The organism is Streptomyces sp. NPDC026673 (assembly GCF_040638135.1).
In the GTDB taxonomy this organism is placed as follows: domain Bacteria; phylum Actinomycetota; class Actinomycetes; order Streptomycetales; family Streptomycetaceae; genus Actinacidiphila.
Map to the genome: position 1 here is coordinate 109,528 of NZ_JBEZXR010000013.1, position 20,427 is coordinate 129,954.

Consider the following 20,427-nt stretch of genomic DNA (forward strand, 5'->3'; position numbering starts at 1 on the left):
GGTGGGTTTTAGATGAAGGTGAACAACTGGTCCGCGTCGAAGCGCGAGATCGGGGTGGTGTACACCCTCTCCGGGTCGGGGTAGCCGAGGGCCAGCAGCACCGTCGTGGTGTGTCCGTTCTCGCGGATCTTGAAGGCCTTGTCGACACTGGTCGGGTCGAACCCCTCCAGCGGCGTGGCCTCGACGCCCAGCTCGGCGGCCGCCATCATGGTCAGGCCCACCGCCATGTAGGTCTGCTTCTCCATCCAGTGGTTCAGGTCCTTGTAGCCGTAGTTGCGAAGGTCGAGGAAGTTCCGGGTCATGGATTCCCACAGCTCCTGCTTGGACGGATCCGGGAACCGGCCATCGGCCCTCTCCTTGGCGAACACCGCCTCGAGGTGGGTATCGGGCAGATCCGCCCGGGTGGTGAGGATGATGGTGTGCGACGCGTTCAGGACCTTCTCGGCGTTGTCCCGGAATCGTTCGCCCAGGTTGTCGGCGAGCCGCTCCTTGCCTTCGGGCGTGGCGAGGACGTAGAAGTGGTTGGGCTGTACGTTCACCGATGACGGCACGGAACGCAGGAACCCCAGCAGCTGCTGAAGGGTTTCCCCCGGAATCGTCTTGCCGGGATCGAAATACCGGGTGAGATGCTTGTTCATGAGCTTATCGAGATCCATGTGAGTCTGCCTTTTCTTGCGATGAGTGGGCGAGGAACGGTGATCCGCGGGGTCTGGGCTAGTTCATTCCGCGGGCAAGCAGTTCGCTGATGCGCTCGAAGCTGGTTCCTGTCGTCGCGGTGGAGAGGTCACCCGCGACGAGAGCCTTGACGGCCTGGTCGAGTGCCTCCATCGCGTGGGTGTAGAGCGCCGGCCCCACGCTGATGCGCTTGACCCCGGCCTTCTGCAGTTCAGCGACGGTCAGCACCTTGTCCGCGGGTGAGATGAGGACGTTCACCGGTGTCGGCGCGACGGCGGTGACGATCGCGACGAGTGCGTCAAGGTCGGGTGGGTAAGGAGCGTAGAGCACATCCGCGCCGGCTTCCGCGAAGGCCGTCAGGCGCCGGATGGTGTCGTCGAGATCGGGCCGCCCCTGGATGAAGTTGTCGGTGCGGCCGGTGACGACGATGCGTCCCTTGGCCGCCTCGACCGCGCTCCGTATGCGGTTGACTGCCTCGTCGAAGTCGCGGATCGGTTGATCGGGATTGCCCGAGGTGTCTTCGATCCCGATCCCGGCCAGGCCGGACTCGACGGCGGCTTCCACGGTTGCGGCAACGTCTTCAGGCGTGTCGCCGTAGCCGTCCTCGAAGTCCCCGTTGACGGGCAGCCCGGTGAGACGGCCGAGCAGCCGCGCATGCTCGAGGTGCTCACCACAGGTGACTTGGTGACGCCCGTCGGACCGGCCGAGTGTGGTGGCCAGTGCCGCCGATGACGTCGCGATGGCCTCGAAGCCGGCATCGGCCAGCATCAGCGCCGAGAGGCCGTCCCATGCGTTCGGCATGACGAGGCCGCCGTCGCGGGTGTGCAGCGCCATGAATTTCTCATAGAGTTCGGAGCCCGACATACCGAACCTTTCCCGAATGATCGTTTTTGTGCGGTGAGGGGTTTACCGGCTGTGTGCGCAGCCTCGACAGGGAGTTCCGGCAATCAGCGGGATGTACCGGCCGAGCCGGCGGCGGGAATGTCGCAGTGCCCGGCTGACGGGCTCTGGCTCGCCGCCCGCTCTTTGTGCAGCCGGACCGGGCCGAGCATCGAGGACTCGACGCCTGCATGCATGGTGCCTACCGCCCTGGAGATCCTGTGAGGCTTCACTGCTGGCCGTCCGCGGGGAACCGCCTTCCTCAAACGTACCGCAGATCGGCCACTTTTTGGGACCAAATAGTCCTCTAATTCTGAACAGGGCGTCCGGCTTCTGCCTAGTGGCTGCCCTCCATGGCGGCTGAGGCCCAGGAAACAAGGGACGAAAGCGTCCTCCCGTGGTCGCACACTCCGCAGGGCCGAGTTCGCCTGTCGGGGGAAGTGCGGTCCCGCACGGTGACCGCTAAGAAACGCGGTGTGACGCGATATCGGAAGTGCTCCGCTCCGCCTCGTCTTGGACGGCTCTAGACGGCGTGAGGCCGGGGGTGCGAGACAGGATCCCGAATCGTGGTCTGCTGGAGTGCGGACAGCGCGGGTATCGCCGACGATGTTGGCGGGTACACCGGCGCCGATTCCGATGGTCTCGTGCGTGGCCTTCTCGCCTGGAGCCAGTACTCGAGTGAGGCGCCGGCCGGTCTCGGCTCGTCGCCGTGTCGTGACTCGTCCTTGGAGTGGTCCTTGGTCAAGGGCGTGGCTTGCCCATCATGCCTGCCGTTACAGGCGGCCATGTCCGAACACCGGAGAGCTACGCCAGGTCGTGCTCGATTGCGGTGAGCTCATCGTCGTGGCGGTCTTCCGCGGGCTTGTGCTTGGGGGAGGCGCCGGCGCCGGGATGGACTGTATCAATGAGGCCGGCGTACTCGGGGTTGCGGTCGATGAACTCACCCACCACCGGGCAGATGATGGTGATCTTCTTCCCGCTCTCGCGGATTTCGTCCAACACGCGAGAGATGAGCTCGGTGGCCACCCGATTCTTGCGGTAGGCGGGGTCGACCCAGGTCGTCAACAGCACGACGCGGCCGCCCACGAACCGGTACGAGAGCTCGCCGATCCCTTCATCACCGAGAGCGGCGACCCAGCGACCGTGCTCCGCGTCGTGAACGACATCGAGCACCCAGCTGGACTCCGCCTCGCTGAGATTTGCCTGGTCGAAAGCAGCGATGAGCGCCGCGTTGTTCTCTTCGCGGGCGGACGCCTCGGCCCCGAAATCGAACGTCATTGTCATACTTTCTGTTGGGGGACTGTGCCGGCGATGTTGTCTATGACGACGGTTCACCGGTTGTCACGGGCGGCCAGGGTGATCCGGCTGCGGGTCGCGCGCAGCGAGGACGCTGAAGACGGTGGCGACGACGGCGAGCACGGCGTAGGCGAGGGCGATGTGCGGTAGCGAGAAGACGTTTGAGAGTTGGCCGGAGATGAAGCTGGGGAAGGCGGCTCCGCTGTAGCAGAGGAGGTAGATGGCGCTGAAGATCGGCGCCCGGTCGGCGAGGGTGCTGTCGTACAGCAGGCCGCGTGTGGCGGAACTGATGGCGATGCCCTGACCGGTGCCGGCGATGATGGTTGCGGCGATGAACAGCGCCAGCGTTCCGATAGTGATCGCTGTGATGATGCCGATCCACCCGATCAGGAAGATGATCATGCCGATCCGTTGGGCTGCCGCGGATGTGAACCGGCCGCCGATGGGAGCGCCGAGAACGCTGGGGGCCATGTAAAGGGCGAACAACAGTCCGAGAGTGAGCGGGCTGTGGGTGTGGAACTGATCTGCGACCAGTGCGGGCATGAAGGCCTGATAGAAAGCCCCCGTTGCCCAGGTCGCCAGGAACACCGCGGCGGCGACAGGGAGCAGATGCCTGACCCGGGCCGGTATGCGGACCCGGGGTACCAGTGATTGCCAACCGCCCGGCGTCGGCTTCGCGGTCTCGGGGCTGATGACGATGAGAGCGGCGGACAGCACGAGGAAACCGGCGCAAACCAGGTAGATCAGGTGGCGTGGCCAGGGACCGAACTGGACCAGCGCGCCGGAAGCGATGGCGCCGAGGGTCAGGCCGAGCATGGGTCCCTGGCTGGAGGCGACGGAAGCCAGCCATTCCGGCTTGGTGGGTGCGGCGTCGACGATGTAGGAGGTGAGGCTGCTGCTCGCCACCCCTGTACCGACACCCATCAGTAGCCGACCAGACAGCAGGGTCGTGATGTCGTGCACGTTCAGCAGCAGTAGAGCGCCCAGCAAGAGCAGGCCCAGACTGGCAATCGCGGTGGTCCGTCGGCCCAGATGATTGGACAGTCGGCCCAGTACCAACAGTCCGGTAATGGTGCCGACGGCGTTGCTGACGACGGCCAGCGAGATGCCGGCGTTGGTGAACCCGTCCTCAGCCCGGTAGGTGTTGAACAAGGGGATCGGTGCGGCCGACGCGGCAAACGAGGCCACCAGGGAGACCACCGCGGATACGAATGCCAGCCGGAGCGGTCTGCCCCGGTGAGTCAGCTTGACCACGGATGCCACGTCCTGCATCGCGCAATGCCTTTCCATGAGTCGGTAAATCAGGTCTCGACGTCGGTCCTGGATGCTCCGCCTTGCGCGAGCCCGGCGCGCTACGTCATGCCCGCTTCTTCGTGGAAGAGGCGGACGTAAAACGACGGAACGGAGGCGGGTGACGCGGCTTGGCTGCCACGCAGCACGGTCGCCGAGCGGGGTGGCGTTCGACCAGGGCGACGCTGAGTTTCCGAGCTGTGCCCCGCGCAACGCGGCTGCATACCCGGCGCTGCCGGCCCCGAAAACGACCATGTCGTAGGGTTCTTCGTTGTCGCTCATGTCATTGCTCCTTTGCGGTCTGCCGGGTGGTTGCCCGGTCGGTGCCGCCCCCGGTTGGCGGCGGCACCTCTCCTATGGCCCCCCCAAAGGACTGAACGGTCCGTGTTGTCAGGAAACGGGAAGACGTTCCTGGGGAGAGACAAGGGGGGAGGACTGGACGGCGCGTGTGCCGTCCGCACTGATCCCGAGACGTGGCGTGCATCGGCGGCACCTGCGCTCGTCCGGGCCGACGAATGGAGGTGCCGAGTACCGTCAGGCCTCGACTGGCGGGTAGGGCTTGAAGCACCACGAACGAAGGCACCGCGCCAGGGCGTCTTCTCCGGCTGTGGCCCCGCAGGGGCAGTCTGGGATCGGCGTGACCGACGCAGAGTCCTCTCGCGCGCTCATGTCAGGCAGGAGGTACGAGGCTGCTCCCAACGCGCTTGTGGCCGGCAGGCGTATTTTTCCGGCACCCGCTTCGTGCGTCGTGTATCAGCCCACGGTGTACGTCTTCACGTGGGCTAGCGCCATGTTCATGGCGAGGCGCATCGGTTCGACGTCGCGTGCCATCTGGGCGAGCAGGTAGCTTCCCTGCAGTGCCGCCATCACGGACACTGCGAGTTTTGCGGGATCGGCCTCCTCTTTGAGTGAGCCGTTCTCCTGCATCCGGCGCAGGCCGGCCGCGATCAACTCTTGCCATTCGCCGAACTTCTCAGCGAGCAGATTCCGGGCCGCGGGATCATGAGCCGCGCGGGATCCCACGAGTGCACCGAGAGCGCATCCGTAGGCTCCGTCCTGGAGAGAGTTGAGTCGGATGATGGAATCGCTCCAGCGCTCCAGCGCTTGGAAGGAGTTCATCCGCTCCAGGTGCTGTCGGTCGCGCTCGAGAATCTGCTGGGCACGCAACTCTATTACACTGTGCACAAGCTCGTCCTTGTCTGCGAAATGGCGGTAGAACTGGGACTTGCTGGTCCCGCTCGCCGCTCGCACGTCATCCAAGGTCACCGAGTTGACACCCTTGAAGTAAAAGAGGTCTGCAGCGGCCTGGATCAAGCGATCACGTGTTATTGCTCCGCGCGGCGTCAGGCGCCTTTTCTGCGGGGCATTGTCGTCTTCGGCCATAGGCTTGACGTTACCCGTTGATGTCGAAGTGGCTTCCGGATAAGGGGCTTTCGAGACCCGGGCGGCGGCGTGGACCGCGAGTGATGCCCAGTCACTCCCGGCTCGGACATTCATCCCGCGGACGTTCAGCGCCATAGGGGAGTCGCACGATTTTCCGCTGGTGATCGCCATTCTCTGTCCCTTCTGAGAGGTCCGCGATCGAAGTTTCAGTCCGACGTGTGTCGACGCGCGGCAGTGCCTACTCGTCCCACCGACAGAACCTCGGCCCTCATCAACCCTCGAGCCCGGTCGTACGGATTTCGTGAGCGCGCCCTCTGGGCCCTACCGGCGGCGCTGGTCATCGATGCCATCGGAACCCCGTTCCGCCTCCCGCCGGCCATGGGTGACTGCTCCACCGGCACCGGCTTGCCAGGCGGCCCACCCCTCGGCGCCGTCGCCGCTTGATCCCTCGGGATACTCCTGCTGTCATGTCGACGAAGGGCTCGGCAGTCACTTCTGCGCCTGACACCAGGCCCAGTGCGAGAGAACCCCGCGGCACCTCGCTCCGCCGTAAGCGGGCGGGAGCCTCAGTCGTGAACGTCGTCGACGGCCGGTGACCTGAGATCGAGCATCGCGCGGAACTGGGGGTGCTTCTCGATGAAGCGATCCACGACGGGGCACCGGTTGGTGACTGCCGCGTGTTCCTGCGCCAGATCGGACAGCGCCTCACGGATCAACGCCGTTCCCAGGCCGCGGCCGCGGTAACCCTCTTGGACGTACGTGTGGGTCAGGCTGTACTGAGTGCCCTTGCGCTCGTAGGCGAGCAGCCCTGCGTAGTTGCCGTCCTCTTGAACTTCGTAGAACCTGTTGTCTTCGTCCTTGAGGACTCTGCTCGAGCCGCTCGTGTCAGTCCACAGCACCTTGGTCATCGCCGTTCCTGTATCTGTGCCGGCTCCGCCTCATGGCGGGGCACCCATGTCACCAGTGGACTAGATCGTCCTCTTGGAGGGTTGATGAGCCCTCAGCGGACGCGGATGATGGTCTTCCCCTTCACCCGCTCGGTCGGGTTGAAGGCGGCGACAGCGTCATCGAGGGTCGCGACGGTGCCGATGACCGTACGCAGCCGTCCGTCCCGCACCCGGCGGACCACCTCACGCAGCTGGACGCGATCGGACTCGACCACAAAGTCGATGGCCAGACCGTCCGCAGGACGCGCCTCCGGCGGGCCGGCGATGGTCACCAACGTTCCTCCGGTGCGAATCAGCTTCGTGGATCGCTTCCCTATGTCGCCACCGATGACGTCGAAGACCAGATCAACTGCGCCGACTTCTTCCAGCGTGTCGTTGTCCAGGTCGACGAACTCCGTCGCGCCGAAGTCGAGCGCCGTCTGGCGATCGGCGGCTCGTCCGGTACCGATGACGTAAGCACCCGCCTCTCGCGCGAGCTGTGTCGCCATCGATCCGACTCCGCCGGCCGCGCCGTGCACGAGGACGCTCTGCCTCGGCTGAAGTCGGCCATGCTCGAACAGCCCCTGCCACGCCGTCAGGCCCGAGATCGGCAGGCTTGCGCCGACTGTGAAGTCGACATCGCTGGGCAGCCGCGCGAGGTTACGTGCTTCGACGGCCGCATACTCCGCCAGTGTGCCGTCGCGAGTCCAGTCCGTGAGGCCGAAGACTCGCTGTCCCACGGACAGCCCCATCGTGCCGTAGCCGAGGACGCTGACGACTCCGGCGAGCTCGTGACCAGGGATCGATGGTGTGCGGTCGCGGCCAAGGAAGTCCGTCCATTTCGAGGGCCACGACAGTTCCCCTGGGGTGAATCCGGACGCATGGACCTCAACAAGCACATCGTTCCCTGCTGCCTCGGGCTTGGGGCGCTCCGCCAGCCTCATTCCGGCCGTCCCCGCGGCCTGATCGGTCACAACAATCGCCTTCATCGGGTACCTCCCGGTCTTCCCGTCGTCGTCCACGCCGCCCACGGCCGGTTGCAAGCTTTCAAAAGGGAACTAAAAGGTCCACAATGTTGGCCACATCTGGACTCTAACAGAGTACTCAACTCTTGGACTGGTCGAGATGGTCCTGTTCGTGCGCGGTTCGTGCTTCGTCTCAGGAGCTGGCCGGCCACGCTGGCCCCTGCAGCCGGGTCTCAGGGGAACCGTGGCGACGACGGATAGTCCTCTCGACCGGCCACCCACGCGGACGACGCCTCGGGCGGTCGGCGGATCGCGGCTACGGATCACCGGTCTTCGCGGCGGCCGGCTGTCAAGGCCCCCTCCCGGCGAGCGGACCACGGGTCACCGGGGCTGGCACGGAACCTTGCGGGGATCCACTCGCAGCGGGTCGGGTGGAGGCTGCGCCACACCCCACCCGTGTCTGTACAGGGTCAGGGCTTGATGGGCACCTTCAAGTTCCAGCGGTCGGCCATGCCCTGGTGGCCGGTCGGCACACCGTCATGGGTGACTACTCCGCTTCGGGCGCTGCCGATAAGTGCGGGTCATCGACCCCCATAGAACGCAAAGCGCGCCGTCCCCTTCCGCCATGGCGCAGACAAAGGGACCACGCAGTCCATGTGGTGGACGCCTGCGAATGTCGCTGTCGCAGGGATCCTCACCGCGTTCACAGGGGCCTGATGCGGGCCGGTGCGGGCCGCCGCCCAGAAGTCACCGTGCGGGGCGCTCTGGCCACATTCGAGCGTTGCGATGTTTCGCATCCAGCGGGAGGCATGGGTGGCCCAGGTGGCAGGCACCTCACACGCATCTGCGAAGGCCGCACCTCATGCGCTCGACGCCCCGGTGGGCAGGGAGCAGTCGACCGATACCCCCAAGTGCGGGTCGGCACCGCTCTCAGACTCTCCCGCAGACCGGGTGATCGCGCGTAGTAATATCGGGCACATGTCCGTAGACGATGCTCCCCGGCAAGAGCGACGCCTGACCTCGCGAGGCGCTGTCACCCGCGACCGCATTGTTCAGGCCGCTGCCGACCTTTTCTATGTGAGGGGCGTCAACGCTGTCTCACTCGACGACGTTCGAGCGTCAAGTGGAACAAGTAAATCCCAGCTTTATCGCCACTTCGCGGACAAGGACCAGCTTGTCCACAGTGTCATCGAGCTGCGGACCGACCAAGTTCTGAACCGTGATCGCCAAATGCTGGAGCGGATGAATTCCATTCGTGCCCTCGAGCGATGGAGCGACAAACTCATCCATCTCAACTCTTTGCAGAACGGTGCTTACGGGTGCGCGCTGGGCTCGCTGGTCAGCGCCCGGGCGGCGCAGGACCCGGCGTCGAGGAGCAAGCTTGCCGAGACGTTCGCCGAGTGGCAGCAGCTGATCTCAGCAGGCCTGAAGCGCATGCAGGAGAACGGCTCGCTGCGTGAAGAGGCAGACCCGGAGCAGCTCGCCACCGCTGTCATGGCTGCCTTGCAGGGTGGCTATTTGCTGGCCCAGACGGCCCAGAACGTTGAACCGATGCGCGTCTCCATGCAGATGGCGCTCAACTACGTGCGCTCCTACGTCGTGGACTGAGCCGGATCCTCGCTCGACGCTTTGACGGCAGGCCGGCAGCCGGCGACCGGCTCGGTCAGCTCGATGAAGGCGAGACCCAGGTGCCCGAATGTATCGTGTCGACCAGGTCGATGTATTCAGGATTCTTGCGGATGAACCTGTCGACGACTGGGCAGTAATTTGAAATGGTGTTTCCGTGGATGCGCAGAAAATCCAAGGTGCTCTTGATGAGGACAGTGGAGAGACCGCGCCCTCGGAATGCTTCGTAGATGACCGTGTGCATCAACACGCGTCGATCCCCAATTGCCCGATAGCCCATGTGGCCGGCCGTCTCGCCGGCTATGGCTATCTCGTAGCGATGCTCCTTTTCGTTGTTGCTCACCACTACAGACGATTCCGCGTCTGAAAACATAATGTCAGGCATATCAGCCCTCCAATCCATCATGAAAGCTCCGTAGCGGGAGAGTCGCCAGGAGTCGATCGACTGCCGCCATGAAGAGGTCGGCCTCCGGCCGGGTCGGCGTGAGGGCCCGCCTGCCCTGGCTCGGGCGCGGCGCGATTCACCCTAGGTGAAGAGGACGAAACAGTCCAGCCTGAGCTCTGGGGTGTTATCCGGTCGGCGCACATCCCTCGTGCCAGGGATGTGTGGCGCACCCCCGGCTCGCACGAAGTGCACCTCACCAGCGGCACTCCGCCCTGATCAGGGCAGGATCCGCCCCTCCGAATCCTGTACGGAGCGGCACGGGACGCCCCGATCCATGGCACTCAGAAGCCGCCCCACGGCGAACCGGCCACCGCGGGTACGCAGACCGCGGAGATGGGCCTGGACCCTGTGACGGAAAAAAGGTTGCGGGCCGCTGTCGATCCGGCCGTGTCCTGTTCGACGTCATGATGTGCGGCGCATCGCCGCACGATGACGCGACAGGACCTGATGAGGAAACACGTGGATCAACTGCTGAGAGTCATGAACTTCAATGTCTCGAGTGACGGAATCGGTGCCGGTGAGCGCCAGAGCCTGGAGAAGCCGTTCGGCTGTGACCATCCCGAGAGGCTGTTCGGCTGGGCCGGCGCCACGGCGAGCTGGCCCATGCGCTCGGATCCCGGAGGCAGCCGGGGCTTGGACGACTACTTCACGCGAGACTTCGCACGCAACATCGGTGCCGAGATCATGGGCCGCAACAAGTTCGGGCCCCAGCGCGGGTCCTGGCACGACCATGAGTGGCGCGGCTGGTGGGGAGAGGAGCCCCCGTTCCGCACGCCGGTGTTCGTCATGACCCACCACAAGCGTCCTTCGTTCACGCTCTCCGACACCACGTTCCACTTCGTCGACGGCGACCCGGCCACGGTCCTCGAACGGGCGCGCGAAGCGGCGCAGGGCAAGGACGTCCGACTCGGCGGTGGGGTCACCACCATCCGGCAGTTCCTTGATGCCGACCTCGTCGACACCATGCATGTGGCGGTCTCGCCGGTGAAGCTCGGGTCCGGACTACGACTGTGGGAGTCCCCCGATGAGCTGCTCGAGCGGTTCCACCTGGAGGTCGTGCCCAGCCCGAGCGGCGTGACGCACCACCTGTTCTGGCGGAGGTGACGCGGGGGCCCACTCGAGTTCGATGCCACTGAGAGGGGCGTCCGCCCCGGCGGATGCCCTTCTCACTGCGGATGCGGGCACGGCACGGTGGTGACCGGCCGTTGGGCTGCGGCCCGCAGGGGAACGGGCGGCTGCTCTACCGCCCGTCCGCGCCCGGGACCATCGCCTTCCGGCACGGGAGGGAGCTCTTCGGCGGCTCGGCGGCGGGTAGCGGGTGCCCCGGAGCATCCAGCCGGAACCGGACTGCCGGGGGACGGCACCGACGGCACAGTCCTCGGCGGACAGCTTGGCGGCAGGGTTGCCGCCGCCCGGATCCCCCCGCGGCACCCCCCCCCGCGGCGCCACGGCTTGGCCGGAGGGGGCGGGGGCGGAGATGGCGGGGTCGCGGAGTGGCGGGGCGGGGCGGATGTCAGTGATCCCGCTGCTGCACCGCGGTGACGGTCACCGCCGCCGCCCCCAGCGCCCAGGCGGCGTAGACGAGCCAGGCGCCGGTGAACGTCCACGGGTACGGGATCTGCGGTGTGAACGGGATCTCCATCAGGCGGTTCCATGCGCTCATCGGCAGGATGTGGGCGATGACAGCTGACCAGTGGTGGTCATTGCTGAAGAAGAACGGGAGCAGCAGCACAACGGCGACGCCTGCGACGATCGAGGTGCCGGCGTGCCGCAGCAGGGCGCCGATGCCCATGCCGACGAGGGCGCAGACCGGAGCCAGCAGGGCCGAGGCGATCACGGCGCGCAGCGCGTTGGGGTGGCTGAGCGGGACGCCGACGTCCCGCAGGTCCAGGATCGCCTGGGTCGCGAAGAAGGAGACGAACGCGACCACGGCGCCGAACACCGTCATGACCCCCGTCATGACCGCCGCCTTTGCCGCCATCACCGACCGCCGCGCCGGCACGGCGGTGAACGTGGTACGGATCTGGCCCGTGCTGTACTCGCCGGTGATCGCGACGATGCCGATGGCGACGGTCGCGAGGGCGAGGACATTGCCTGCGTTGGCGGTGAAGGCGACCTGCACCGGCAGCCCGTCACGGACGTATTCGCGCGCGCTCCCGGCGTTGCGTTCGGTCCAGTAGTGGTAGATGTCGTACGCCTGGCCCACGTTGAAACCGATCACCGCCAACGCCGTCACCAGGTACACCCAGGGCGTTGAACGCAACGACCACATCTTCAGCCACTCGGCGGCCAACAGATCACGGAAGCGCACAGCGGTCATCGGGCGTCTCCCATGGCGTACTCCACGCTGCCGGCAGTGAGTTCCATGAAGGCTTCCTCCAAAGAAGGGGTATGGGTGGCCAGTTCGTGGAGCCGTACCTGGTGGTCAAAGGCCAGCTCGCCGATCCGGGGCGCGGGCAGGCCGGTGACGGTGAGCAGCTCGCCGTCGGCGCGCACGGTCGCGCCCTCGGCCGCCAGCAGCGGCGTCAGCGCGGCCGCATCTGGGGTGCGCACGGTGACGGCGGCGCCAGTGGCGCGGGCCGCGAAGTCCGCCAGGCTCTCGGCGGCGATCAGCGCGCCGCGGCCGATGACGACGAGGTCGTCGGCGGTGTGCTCCATTTCGGACATCAGGTGGCTGGAGACGAAGACCGTGCGGCCCTCGGCGGCGAGCCGCCGGAACAGCCCGCGCACCCATTTGACCCCCTCCGGATCGAGACCGTTGAGCGGCTCGTCGAAGAGCAGCACCGGCGGGTCGCCGAGCAGCGCGGTGGCGATGCCGAGGCGCTGCTTCATGCCGAGCGAGTAGCCGCCGATGCGGCGCTTCGCGGCGTCGGCGAGGCCGACCTCGGCCAGGACCTGCTCGACCCGGCGGTACGGGATGCGGTTGCTGCGCGCCAGGGCGTTCAGGTGGGCCCGGCCGGTACGGCCGCCGTGCACCTCGTTCGCGTCCAGGAGGGCACCGACGTGCCGCAGGCCGCGCGGCCGGTCGCGGAAGCGGACGCCGTCGACGGTGACGGTGCCGGAGGTCGGCTCGTGCAGGCCGAGGACGAGACGCAGGGTGGTGGACTTGCCGGCGCCGTTCGGGCCGAGGAAGCCGGTGACCCGGCCGGGGCGGACGGTGAAGGACAGCGCGTCGACGGCGGTGGTCGCGGCGGCGGCGCGGCCGTATCTTTTGGTGAGTTCGCGTGCTTCGATCATGGCGTCAACGGTGGCGGCGCGGATCGGACGGCGGCATCGCCCGGGCGCTGACAATCGCCGCGACGCATGTCATCCGTGGTTGTACATCCGCAGGCCGATGACCGGGAGTGCCGCCGTACTTATGATCGCGCCATGCCAGTGCACCCGGAACGGATCCCGCTGTTCAAGCATCTGTCGCCCGGCCAGTGGACGGCGCTCGCCTGGTGTGTGGGCCTTGCGTTCACCTTCCTGTTCCGGCTGCGGCTGCCGGGCGAGGAGGTGGCAGCCGACTTCACCGCGGTCCAGTTCTACCGGTGGGACGGCCTGGGCATGTTGGCTGCCGCCACCGTCCTGGCGCTGGTCGGCAGCGTACGGCTGCGCCGCCGGCCGCTCGCCGCGCTCACCTTGATGCTGCTCGGCGCGGCGATCGCGCCCGTGCCGCTGGCGGTGGGCGAGATCCCGCTGTTGCAGTTCTTCGCGGTCGACGTCGCCGTGTACTGCATCGCCGCCGGGCGTCCGCGCCGGACCGGGATCACCGCGGCCGCCATGGCGATCGGCACGCTGGCCGCATACCTCGGCGTGCGACTGCTGGCCGGCTGGAACGTCGGCCTGTCGACCGAGCTCAGCGTCGCCCTCAGCACCGTCGTCGCCTGGTCGATCGGCGACTCCGCCCGCCAGGCCCGGCTGCACACCGAGCAGGCCAGGGCCCAGGCCGCCACCCAGGCCGTGACCGACGAGCGGCTGCGCATCGCGCGCGAACTGCACGACGTCGTCGCGCACACCATGGGCATCGTGGCGCTGCAGGCAGGCGCCGCGCGCCGGGTCATCACCACCCAGCCGGACCGGGCCCGTGAAGCGCTCGGCGAGGTGGAGAACGCCAGCCGGGAGACCCTGTCCGGGCTGCGCCGGATGCTGGGCGCGCTCCGCGAGGCGGATCCGGGCGCGCCGCTGCACGACGTCCCGGGCCTGGCCGACCTCGACCGGCTCGCCGCCGCCACCACGGCCGCAGGCGTACGGGTCGTGGTCGAGTGGAGGGGAGAGCGGCGGCCGCTGCCACCGGACATCGACCTGTCCGCCTACCGCATCGTCCAGGAGTCGGTCACCAACGTGGTCCGGCACTCCGGCTCCCGTTCCTGCGCGGTCCGCGTCGACTTCCGGGACGCGGAGCTGGCCCTGGAGATCACCGACGCCGGCCGCGGCGCAGGCACACGCACCGGTGCCGGCTTCGGCCTCGCCGGGATGCGCGAGCGGGTCGCCCTGTTGCGCGGGGAGTTCGCCGCGGGGCCGCGCCCCGGGGGCGGCTTCCGGGTGGCGGCCCGGCTGCCCCTGCTGCGGCCGGCGCTCACCGACAAGACCGCGGTGGCGGTGCCGTGACCGTCCGCGTCGTCCTCGCCGACGACCAGCCGCTGATCCGCACCGCCCTGCAGATGGTCATCACCGACGCACCGGACCTGGAGGTGGTCGGCGAGGCGGGCGACGGTGTCGAAGCCCTCGCGCTCACCGAGGCGTTGACCCCCGACGTCGTCGTCATGGACATCCGCATGCCCGGTACCGACGGGATCGAGGCCACCCGGCGGATCACGGCGGGCCCGAGCGGCGCCCGCGTCCTGATGCTGACCACCTTCGACGACGACGAATGCGTCTACGGCGCCCTGCGCGCCGGCGCCTCCGGCTTCCTGGTCAAGGACATGGCCCTGGAGGACATCCTCGCCGCCGTCCGGGTCGTCGCGGCCGGCGACGCGCTCATCGCTCCCGGCGTCACCCGCCGCCTCATCGCGGACTTCGCAGCCCGCCCGTCCGTCCGCCCCGAGCCGCGGCCCCTCGAAGGCATCACCCAACGCGAGCGTGAGGTCCTCACCCTCATCGGGAGCGGCCTGACCAACGCCGAGATCGCCGAACGACTGTGCATCAGCGGCGCCACCGCCAAGACGTACGTCACCCGCCTGCTGGCCAAGCTCGGCGCCCGCGACCGGGTGCAGCTCGTCATTCTCGCCTACGAGGTCGGGCTGGTGACCGTCGAGCGCCAGTAGCGAGCTCGATCCCACCCCGATCCGCGGCGGGCACATCGTCGTTCAGGTCGAGCGCTACCGGAACACGGTGCCGCCGACCGCCGTGCGTGATCTGTGCGGCACCGTGCAGGACGCCGGCGCTGACAAAGGCGTGCTCGCCACCACCCCCGGTTCGGCCCCGGGGCGCACTCGTTGGCCAATGGAGAACCACTGTCGTGGTCGACGCCTCGGCCGGCACCTCGGACGGCACCGTGCGGCTCCGCTTCCAGGACACCGGCACCGACTACGCCCCCCTCGATCGCCGACGTGTGGGTGATATCCGGCGGCAAGGGCAGGGTCACCGGGCACGCCAGCGCCCAGGGCACCTCAGCCCGGAGGAACGGCAGCAGATCGACGACCTCGCCGACAGGCTCCCGACCGCGCCCGTGGGCACAGGCTTCCAGGTTGTGTCCGCCCACATCGACCAGCCCGTGAACGGGACTGGGATCCCATCGGGCGAGTCGTAGACGTGAAGCGGCCCCGCCACACAGGGAATGCGGCGGGACCGTGATCATGATACGGGAAAGCGCCGGCACGAGGCGTAGCCTGACAGCGTGAGCGACCAGCAGCGTGACGCGCGTGAATGCCCGACGTGGGTGTCCGGGCAGCGGCCGCGCACCCACGGCTGGGCACCCGCCGACCGGCCCCGCATGCAGATCCACGTCGAGGGCGCGTGGCGGTGGGCCACCGTGAGGCAACGTCAAGACTGGCCCGACGGGCGCGTGGCGTACCAGGTCGACATCCTGCTCCCCGACCCCGAGTTCGGCCGAGACGCGCATTACATCCGCAGCTACTGGTGGGATCCCGAGACGGTGCGGCCATCACGGCACCCCGCCATCGGCTGGCAGTTACGGCACACGCCCGGCACCGGCGGCGCCATCCTCCACCGCGACGACTGCCCAGATGCAGGCGGCGGGAAGCTCGACCGGGCCGCGGCGTTCAGCGTGCTTCAGGAGCGCAACATCAGCGGCTGCCGGAAGTGCCGACCGGAGGCGGACCTGACCTGACGATGGGCGTGGACAGCCGTCGGGACTTTCATCGAAGCCGCCGAAATGGGCCGGGATGTCGGCGTCCGCATCGGCCGGGGCATGAGCAAGGCATGGGGCATGCTCGGTGCCGCCGTCCTCGCATATCGAGCGGGACGCCGGCAGGTCGCCGATCAAGGGCTGGTCGAGCATCGCCACTGGCAGCGGCAGAATCAGCTCACCGCCTATCGACGCCTCCTGCCCCTTGCTGAAGCCTTCACGGCAGCCATGGACACCTGGCGTATACCGTCGACTCCCGCGTCCGCGGACCTTGTTCAGGCGCTCGAAGCCGTAGTCGCCGCTGAAGCAGGCGTCCGGCATGTCGGACCCAACACCATGCACGGCCCCGGGGTTCCGCGAAAGGAGCAAGAGGAGCCGCCGAGGCGGACCAGGCGGAACGCCAAGAGCGTCGCTGCGTGCGCGCCACATGGCGAGCCTGAAAGCAGCCGGGCTGGGCCGCTCCCGCGGTGGGCTGACCGGGAAGGGTTCATCTGGCTGCGGACCGGCGTTGCCGGCCCCGCTGACCTTCGTCCTCACGCCCGGGCCGGCGGCCGCCAGTCCGCGGTTTGGGATCGGCACCACCGCTGGCTGCGCTCGGCGCTTCGTGGCGGGGGAGCGGGCGGCCGCGACCCGCGCGGGGGAGGGCCGGTCGCGTGACGTCCGCGCGGTGTGTTGTGATCGCGGCTCAGTCCGGCGCCCGGGTCTGGTCGGGTCCGGGCCGTCGGGCGCTGGGCGCCGGAAAAATATCTGGTTGCGTGGTGGAGAGGGCTCGCTAGGATCGTGCCTGATCCTGAAGTGCCGGGCGTGAACGACAGCCCGGCCGTAGCGAGAGAGGAGGTGCGTCTTCGTGGACGCCGCCCTGACGCGGCGCGCTCACACGTGCGCGCCGGACGCCTTTTCTCGTTACCTTCCCACCGGCTGACGACGCGCGTTCGCCGACGCACCTTCCGGTGGGACCTTTCACAGGAGATCACCACAGTGCGCGAGCGCTTTGCCGATGGCGAGTCATTCGCCCGTATCCGCCCCAAGGGAAACAACCGACGCAACCGCCGCGTCGATGACGAGGCGTTCGAGGACGCCTTCCCCGAGTACGCGGCCCGCCGGCCCCTTGCGGCCGCCGATACCCACGGCACCCGGACCGAGGACGGCGATGACACCGACAGGGACGGCCGCACCACGTCCGGCCACGCACCCGACGGACCTCCCCAGGGCGACCGCTGGTCGACCTGGGACCGGTCCACCCCGACCGAGAAGGGGCCGCAGCCGCGACCCGCATGGGTGGTGACGGACCTGGCAGCCGTCGACACCGAGCTCGGCATCGTCAAAACGGGCAAGGAGGCCGACGTCTTCCTCGTCGAACGGGCCGTGCCCGGAACCGACCGCCGCACCCTGATGGCCGCCAAACGCTACCGCGACGGGCAACACCGCATGTTCCACCGCGACTCCGGATACCTGGAAGGACGTGCCCACAAGGAGTCCCGGGTCAGCCGGGCCATGGCCAAGCGCACGGCCTTCGGCAAGGAGGCCATCGCCGGCCAGTGGGCCGGCGCCGAGTTCGCGGCGCTGTCCCGGCTGTGGTCGGCGGGGGTGGCCGTGCCCTACCCCGTGCAGATCCTCGGGACCGAGATCCTGATGGAGTTCATCGGCGACCGGTCGGGGACGGCCGCGCCGCGCCTGGCCCAGCTCCGTTCGCAGGAAGCCGATCTGGACGACCTGTGGGAGCAGCTCGGCCGCAGCCTGTCGCTGCTCGCGCGTGACGGCTACGCGCACGGCGACCTGTCCGCCTACAACATCCTTGTCCACCAGGGCCGTCTGGTCGTCATCGACGTGCCCCAGATCGTGGATGTCATCGCCAACCCGAGGGGCCGCTCTTTCCTGGAGCGCGATGTCCGCAACGTCGGTGCCTGGTTCGTCTCCCGGGGCCTGCCGGAGCGACGCGTCGACGAACTGGCACAGGCGTTGGCCTTCGACGCGCGGCTCGGCTGAACGCCCTCAGCCCGCCGAGACGCGCCCGCCCGCCGTGGACGCCTGTGCGGGATCCCGGGCCCGGGAATGTGTCCCGGGCCCGGGCCTGAGTGGGCGTACCTTCTTTCCCCAGGCGCTCATGGGGGGAGACGCCTCGGTTGGGGTCAGGGTCAGTCCCACCAGAGCACGATGAGCAGATGGCGCTTCGCTGCGTCGAGGTAGAAGTCCCGCAGTGCGTTGAAGTGCTCCAGTAGGTACTCGCGCGGGCCGCCGATGATGTGGTCGGCCCCGTGGCCGATCAGGTATCCGGCTTCGCGCTCGTCGGTGGGCAAGGCGGCCTGGAGAGCGTGAATGTCGATCTGCTCGAGCAGCTCGGAGACACGCGCCACTTGAGCGCTGGTCAGAGCCGTAGGGACCGGTCCGAACGGGCCGATGGCGTGCGGGTGCGTATTGAGGAAGCCCAGGTCGAGAGAGGTATCGCCGTCGGTGGCCTGGCGGAGGGCGTCGAGGCGAGCCTCATCGAGCCCGGACAGCTCGCCCAGGCGTACGAGCAAGGCCGGGGCCCAGTCCAGGTCCAGCACATCCGGTGTCGGCGGATCCCAGCGAGGATCACCGTCCGGTGACGCGCTGGCTGACTGGCGGCAGGCGGCGAGGTACACCGCCGGAATGCGGGCGAGCTGCTGGGTGACGGCCATGATGGCAGTATCTCGGCGATGTCCATCGGATTCTCTCGCGCTTGCGTGGGGCCGATCGTGACCGGAGGGACCATCCACGGTCACCGCCCCATGGGGAGCCGTGACCGCCAAGGTGGGGAATCACTTCGTTCTGGCCGCGATTCCGTGAAGGATCCTGGAGTCACTCGGCCAGGCGCAGCCCGTCCTGAGCCGCCTGGTTGGATGAACGCATGACGGATTGGTCGACACTCATCGACGCGTGCGGTTCAGCAGGGCACGTGCCTGCTCTCTTGGACCGGTTCGAGGCCGATCCCAGCGGTGTGTGGTCCGAGTTGATGGACCACTTGTGTCCGCAGCTGGACACAGCGTTCACCGCCAGCTTCGCGGCACTTCCGCGCTTGGCCGAGATCGCGACGGCGGCCGGTCCGGAGACTCTGGACGGGGTGCTGTCGGCGGCGGGGGCCATCGCTTCCTGTTCGCCCGGGTTGTCCGAGCCCGACAGCCCTCTGACGGTCTTCTCGGCGCCGATTGGGGTTCTGCATGCCCTCACCAACAGACGCCTGAGCCAGACGGCCGAGGCCGAGGAGTACGTGAACCTGCTGCAGGCCCTGCTCTCCTTCGAGGGCGTCGAGATCTGGGACCGCTCTTTGGACGGCCTGCAGTCTGGGGAGTATGAGGTCGATTGCCCGTATTGCGGCGTCAACGTATTCGTCGCCATCGGACAGGGCGACTACTTCTGCTGCACCGACAACTACGCGCTGCAAGAAGTGCAGAAGTCACCCCTCCAGCCGGCGCGAAGGCAGCAGCTGGAAGGGCTGCCGCGGAGGTTGTTCACGCGGGCCTTGGCGGATGGTCAGGAGGGCTTGGCTCATGGCGTCCGCTACCTGTTCGGACGGGCCGCCTGCCCGGACTGCAGGACCGACTTCTCGGTGGCCGAGCGGGTGCTGGCCGGATGGATTCGCTGACCGGCCCAGGGCTGTGCGAGGGCGAGGATTCCGGGTCCGTAGCAGACGGAAGCCGGCGCGGCCGTACATGCCTCCCTTGATCCTTCTTACGCGATTGGCATGGCCTGAGACCTTGCCGGAGCTCCCTTCGTGGGTGAGGCCGGCGGTGACAGCGTCAAAGTCCCGGCGGAGGAACGCGGCGAACTTGGCGACCGGGAGAACGTCGGACTGCTCGGCCTGGCGGACATTGGACTTGACCTGCAACGACATGAGATGCCTCTCGCCCCATTGCAGCTCCAGCCCAAAGCCTCTCCACGTCGGCCGCGCGCATCGCGGCGGCTCGGAGTTGTGCAAGTGGGCGGCTGTTAGGGCCAGTTCGCCTACAGGTGTGGGCCTACCGGCCGCCTGTCGGCCTGATCACGGCCTGAACAGGCCGAGCCCCAGACAGAGCACGGCACTGGCAGTAATCGGATCAGCAACGAGTGACCAGGTGAAGCGCCGCTGGAGACCCGTGAAGCTCTGTTCCGGTCGAACCCTTGATGCAGTGTGTAGGTGTGCCCGCATGGCATCGGCGCAGACGTCAGAGAAGTCGTAGAGCACGTCCCATAGGGACTTGTCGAACCAGAAGAAGTCGACCTTCTCGCCGGAGCGGGTTTCCAGGACGAGATCGCCGCGCCAGGTTTGACGGTGCAGACCCTTAACATCCGCGCAGAACACCACTACATGGCGCCAAACGCCATGGCGCGTGATCTCACCCGGCCGAAGCACCACCCTGATCAACGAGCAACGCCACACGAACGAGGCGCAAGCCAGGAGGAGCGCGCCCACGAAAAAGCGGTCCGATTCCCCGCCGGCGGGCGGATCCATGACCGAGGCCAGGGCTGCTCCAGCGGCAACACAGGACAACCCCCTGAGCAGTCCAACGCGTAGCCATCGAGCCAGTTTGAGCTCTCCGCGCCGGTTCGGCCGGTAACTCCGTATCCGCTGCACGACAGGAGTACCGGGCCCGTACCAGTCACCCAATCCCGACTGCCACAACCCCGTAGCCATACTCGTGACACTACCGCCAA

19 protein-coding genes and 1 pseudogene are annotated in these 20,427 nt (G+C 67.7%); 8 read left to right on the forward strand and 12 right to left on the reverse strand.

Annotated elements, in window-relative coordinates; genetic code table 11:
• Positions 1-8 precede the first annotated feature (8 nt).
• The 7 genes from AB0F62_RS12915 to AB0F62_RS12945 all read right to left on the reverse strand — a co-directional run bounded on the left by AB0F62_RS12915 (position 9) and on the right by AB0F62_RS12945 (position 7,438).
• Positions 9-638, reverse strand: coding sequence for a nitroreductase family protein (locus AB0F62_RS12915; protein WP_361796355.1), 630 nt, complete (start codon positions 636-638; stop codon positions 9-11).
• Between the two features lie 76 nt (positions 639-714).
• Complete coding sequence (locus AB0F62_RS12920; protein WP_361796358.1) at positions 715-1,509, reverse strand: isocitrate lyase/phosphoenolpyruvate mutase family protein; 795 nt, start codon at positions 1,507-1,509, stop codon at positions 715-717.
• Between the two features lie 849 nt (positions 1,510-2,358).
• Entirely contained in the window at positions 2,359-2,832 is a 474-nt protein-coding gene (locus AB0F62_RS12925; protein WP_361796361.1) for a GNAT family N-acetyltransferase, read from the reverse strand.
• 63 nt (positions 2,833-2,895) lie between these two features.
• Complete coding sequence (locus AB0F62_RS12930; protein WP_361796364.1) at positions 2,896-4,422, reverse strand: MFS transporter; 1,527 nt, start codon at positions 4,420-4,422, stop codon at positions 2,896-2,898.
• A 471-nt stretch (positions 4,423-4,893) separates the two neighbouring features.
• Positions 4,894-5,694, reverse strand: a complete 801-nt coding sequence (locus AB0F62_RS12935; RefSeq protein WP_361796367.1) for a TetR/AcrR family transcriptional regulator — start codon at positions 5,692-5,694, stop codon at positions 4,894-4,896.
• Between the two features lie 395 nt (positions 5,695-6,089).
• On the reverse strand, positions 6,090-6,431 hold the full coding sequence (locus tag AB0F62_RS12940; protein ID WP_361796370.1) for a GNAT family N-acetyltransferase: 342 nt from the start codon (positions 6,429-6,431) through the stop codon (positions 6,090-6,092).
• A 92-nt stretch (positions 6,432-6,523) separates the two neighbouring features.
• A complete protein-coding gene (locus AB0F62_RS12945) occupies positions 6,524-7,438 on the reverse strand; it encodes an NADP-dependent oxidoreductase (RefSeq protein WP_361796373.1) in 915 nt (304 codons plus the stop codon).
• Between the two features lie 954 nt (positions 7,439-8,392).
• Here AB0F62_RS12945 and AB0F62_RS12950 point away from each other — a divergent pair.
• The gene (locus tag AB0F62_RS12950) at positions 8,393-9,022 is read left to right on the forward strand and encodes a TetR/AcrR family transcriptional regulator (protein ID WP_361796376.1); all 630 of its coding nucleotides are present in this window, start codon (positions 8,393-8,395) and stop codon (positions 9,020-9,022) included.
• 55 nt (positions 9,023-9,077) lie between these two features.
• Here the strand turns inward: AB0F62_RS12950 and AB0F62_RS12955 are convergent, their stop codons facing one another.
• Positions 9,078-9,383 (reverse strand): GNAT family N-acetyltransferase, encoded by a 306-nt coding sequence (locus AB0F62_RS12955; protein WP_361796379.1) that lies wholly within the window; start codon positions 9,381-9,383, stop codon positions 9,078-9,080.
• Positions 9,384-9,944: 561 nt separating this feature from the next.
• Here AB0F62_RS12955 and AB0F62_RS12960 point away from each other — a divergent pair.
• Positions 9,945-10,589, forward strand: a complete 645-nt coding sequence (locus AB0F62_RS12960; protein ID WP_361796382.1) for a dihydrofolate reductase family protein — start codon at positions 9,945-9,947, stop codon at positions 10,587-10,589.
• 409 nt (positions 10,590-10,998) lie between these two features.
• Here the strand turns inward: AB0F62_RS12960 and AB0F62_RS12965 are convergent, their stop codons facing one another.
• Together AB0F62_RS12965 and AB0F62_RS12970 are read right to left on the reverse strand one after the other, a co-directional pair.
• Positions 10,999-11,805 (reverse strand): ABC transporter permease, encoded by an 807-nt coding sequence (locus AB0F62_RS12965; RefSeq protein ID WP_361796385.1) that lies wholly within the window; start codon positions 11,803-11,805, stop codon positions 10,999-11,001.
• Positions 11,802-12,722 carry an ATP-binding cassette domain-containing protein gene (locus AB0F62_RS12970; protein ID WP_361796388.1) on the reverse strand — a complete coding sequence of 307 codons (921 nt, stop codon included), beginning with the start codon at positions 12,720-12,722 and terminating at the stop codon, positions 11,802-11,804. The genes AB0F62_RS12965 and AB0F62_RS12970 overlap by 4 nt, the downstream gene beginning before the upstream one ends.
• A gap of 132 nt (positions 12,723-12,854) precedes the next feature.
• On the opposite strand from AB0F62_RS12970, the gene AB0F62_RS12975 reads away from it, so the two are divergent.
• The 5 genes and pseudogenes from AB0F62_RS12975 (at position 12,855) to AB0F62_RS12995 (ending at position 17,760) form a co-directional block, all read left to right on the forward strand.
• Positions 12,855-14,075, forward strand: coding sequence for a sensor histidine kinase (locus AB0F62_RS12975; protein ID WP_361796391.1), 1,221 nt, complete (start codon positions 12,855-12,857; stop codon positions 14,073-14,075).
• Positions 14,072-14,731, forward strand: coding sequence for a response regulator transcription factor (locus AB0F62_RS12980; RefSeq protein ID WP_361796394.1), 660 nt, complete (start codon positions 14,072-14,074; stop codon positions 14,729-14,731). Before AB0F62_RS12975 ends, AB0F62_RS12980 begins: the two co-directional genes overlap by 4 nt.
• Before the next feature lie 4 nt (positions 14,732-14,735).
• Positions 14,736-14,923, forward strand: a pseudogene (locus AB0F62_RS12985) (restriction endonuclease); the annotation flags it as partial.
• 380 nt (positions 14,924-15,303) lie between these two features.
• Positions 15,304-15,756 (forward strand): DUF6233 domain-containing protein, encoded by a 453-nt coding sequence (locus AB0F62_RS12990; RefSeq protein WP_361796397.1) that lies wholly within the window; start codon positions 15,304-15,306, stop codon positions 15,754-15,756.
• 996 nt (positions 15,757-16,752) lie between these two features.
• Positions 16,753-17,760 carry an RIO1 family regulatory kinase/ATPase gene (locus tag AB0F62_RS12995; protein ID WP_361796400.1) on the forward strand — a complete coding sequence of 336 codons (1,008 nt, stop codon included), beginning with the start codon at positions 16,753-16,755 and terminating at the stop codon, positions 17,758-17,760.
• Positions 17,761-17,909: 149 nt separating this feature from the next.
• On the opposite strand, the gene AB0F62_RS13000 is transcribed toward AB0F62_RS12995, so the two are convergent.
• Positions 17,910-18,434 (reverse strand): DUF1877 family protein, encoded by a 525-nt coding sequence (locus tag AB0F62_RS13000; protein ID WP_361796403.1) that lies wholly within the window; start codon positions 18,432-18,434, stop codon positions 17,910-17,912.
• A gap of 209 nt (positions 18,435-18,643) precedes the next feature.
• Here AB0F62_RS13000 and AB0F62_RS13005 point away from each other — a divergent pair, with 209 nt between their 5' ends.
• Positions 18,644-19,378, forward strand: a complete 735-nt coding sequence (locus AB0F62_RS13005; RefSeq protein WP_361796429.1) for a hypothetical protein — start codon at positions 18,644-18,646, stop codon at positions 19,376-19,378.
• A gap of 396 nt (positions 19,379-19,774) precedes the next feature.
• Here the strand turns inward: AB0F62_RS13005 and AB0F62_RS13010 are convergent, their stop codons facing one another.
• Complete coding sequence (locus AB0F62_RS13010; protein ID WP_361796405.1) at positions 19,775-20,224, reverse strand: hypothetical protein; 450 nt, start codon at positions 20,222-20,224, stop codon at positions 19,775-19,777.
• Between the last annotated feature and the right edge of the window lie 203 nt (positions 20,225-20,427).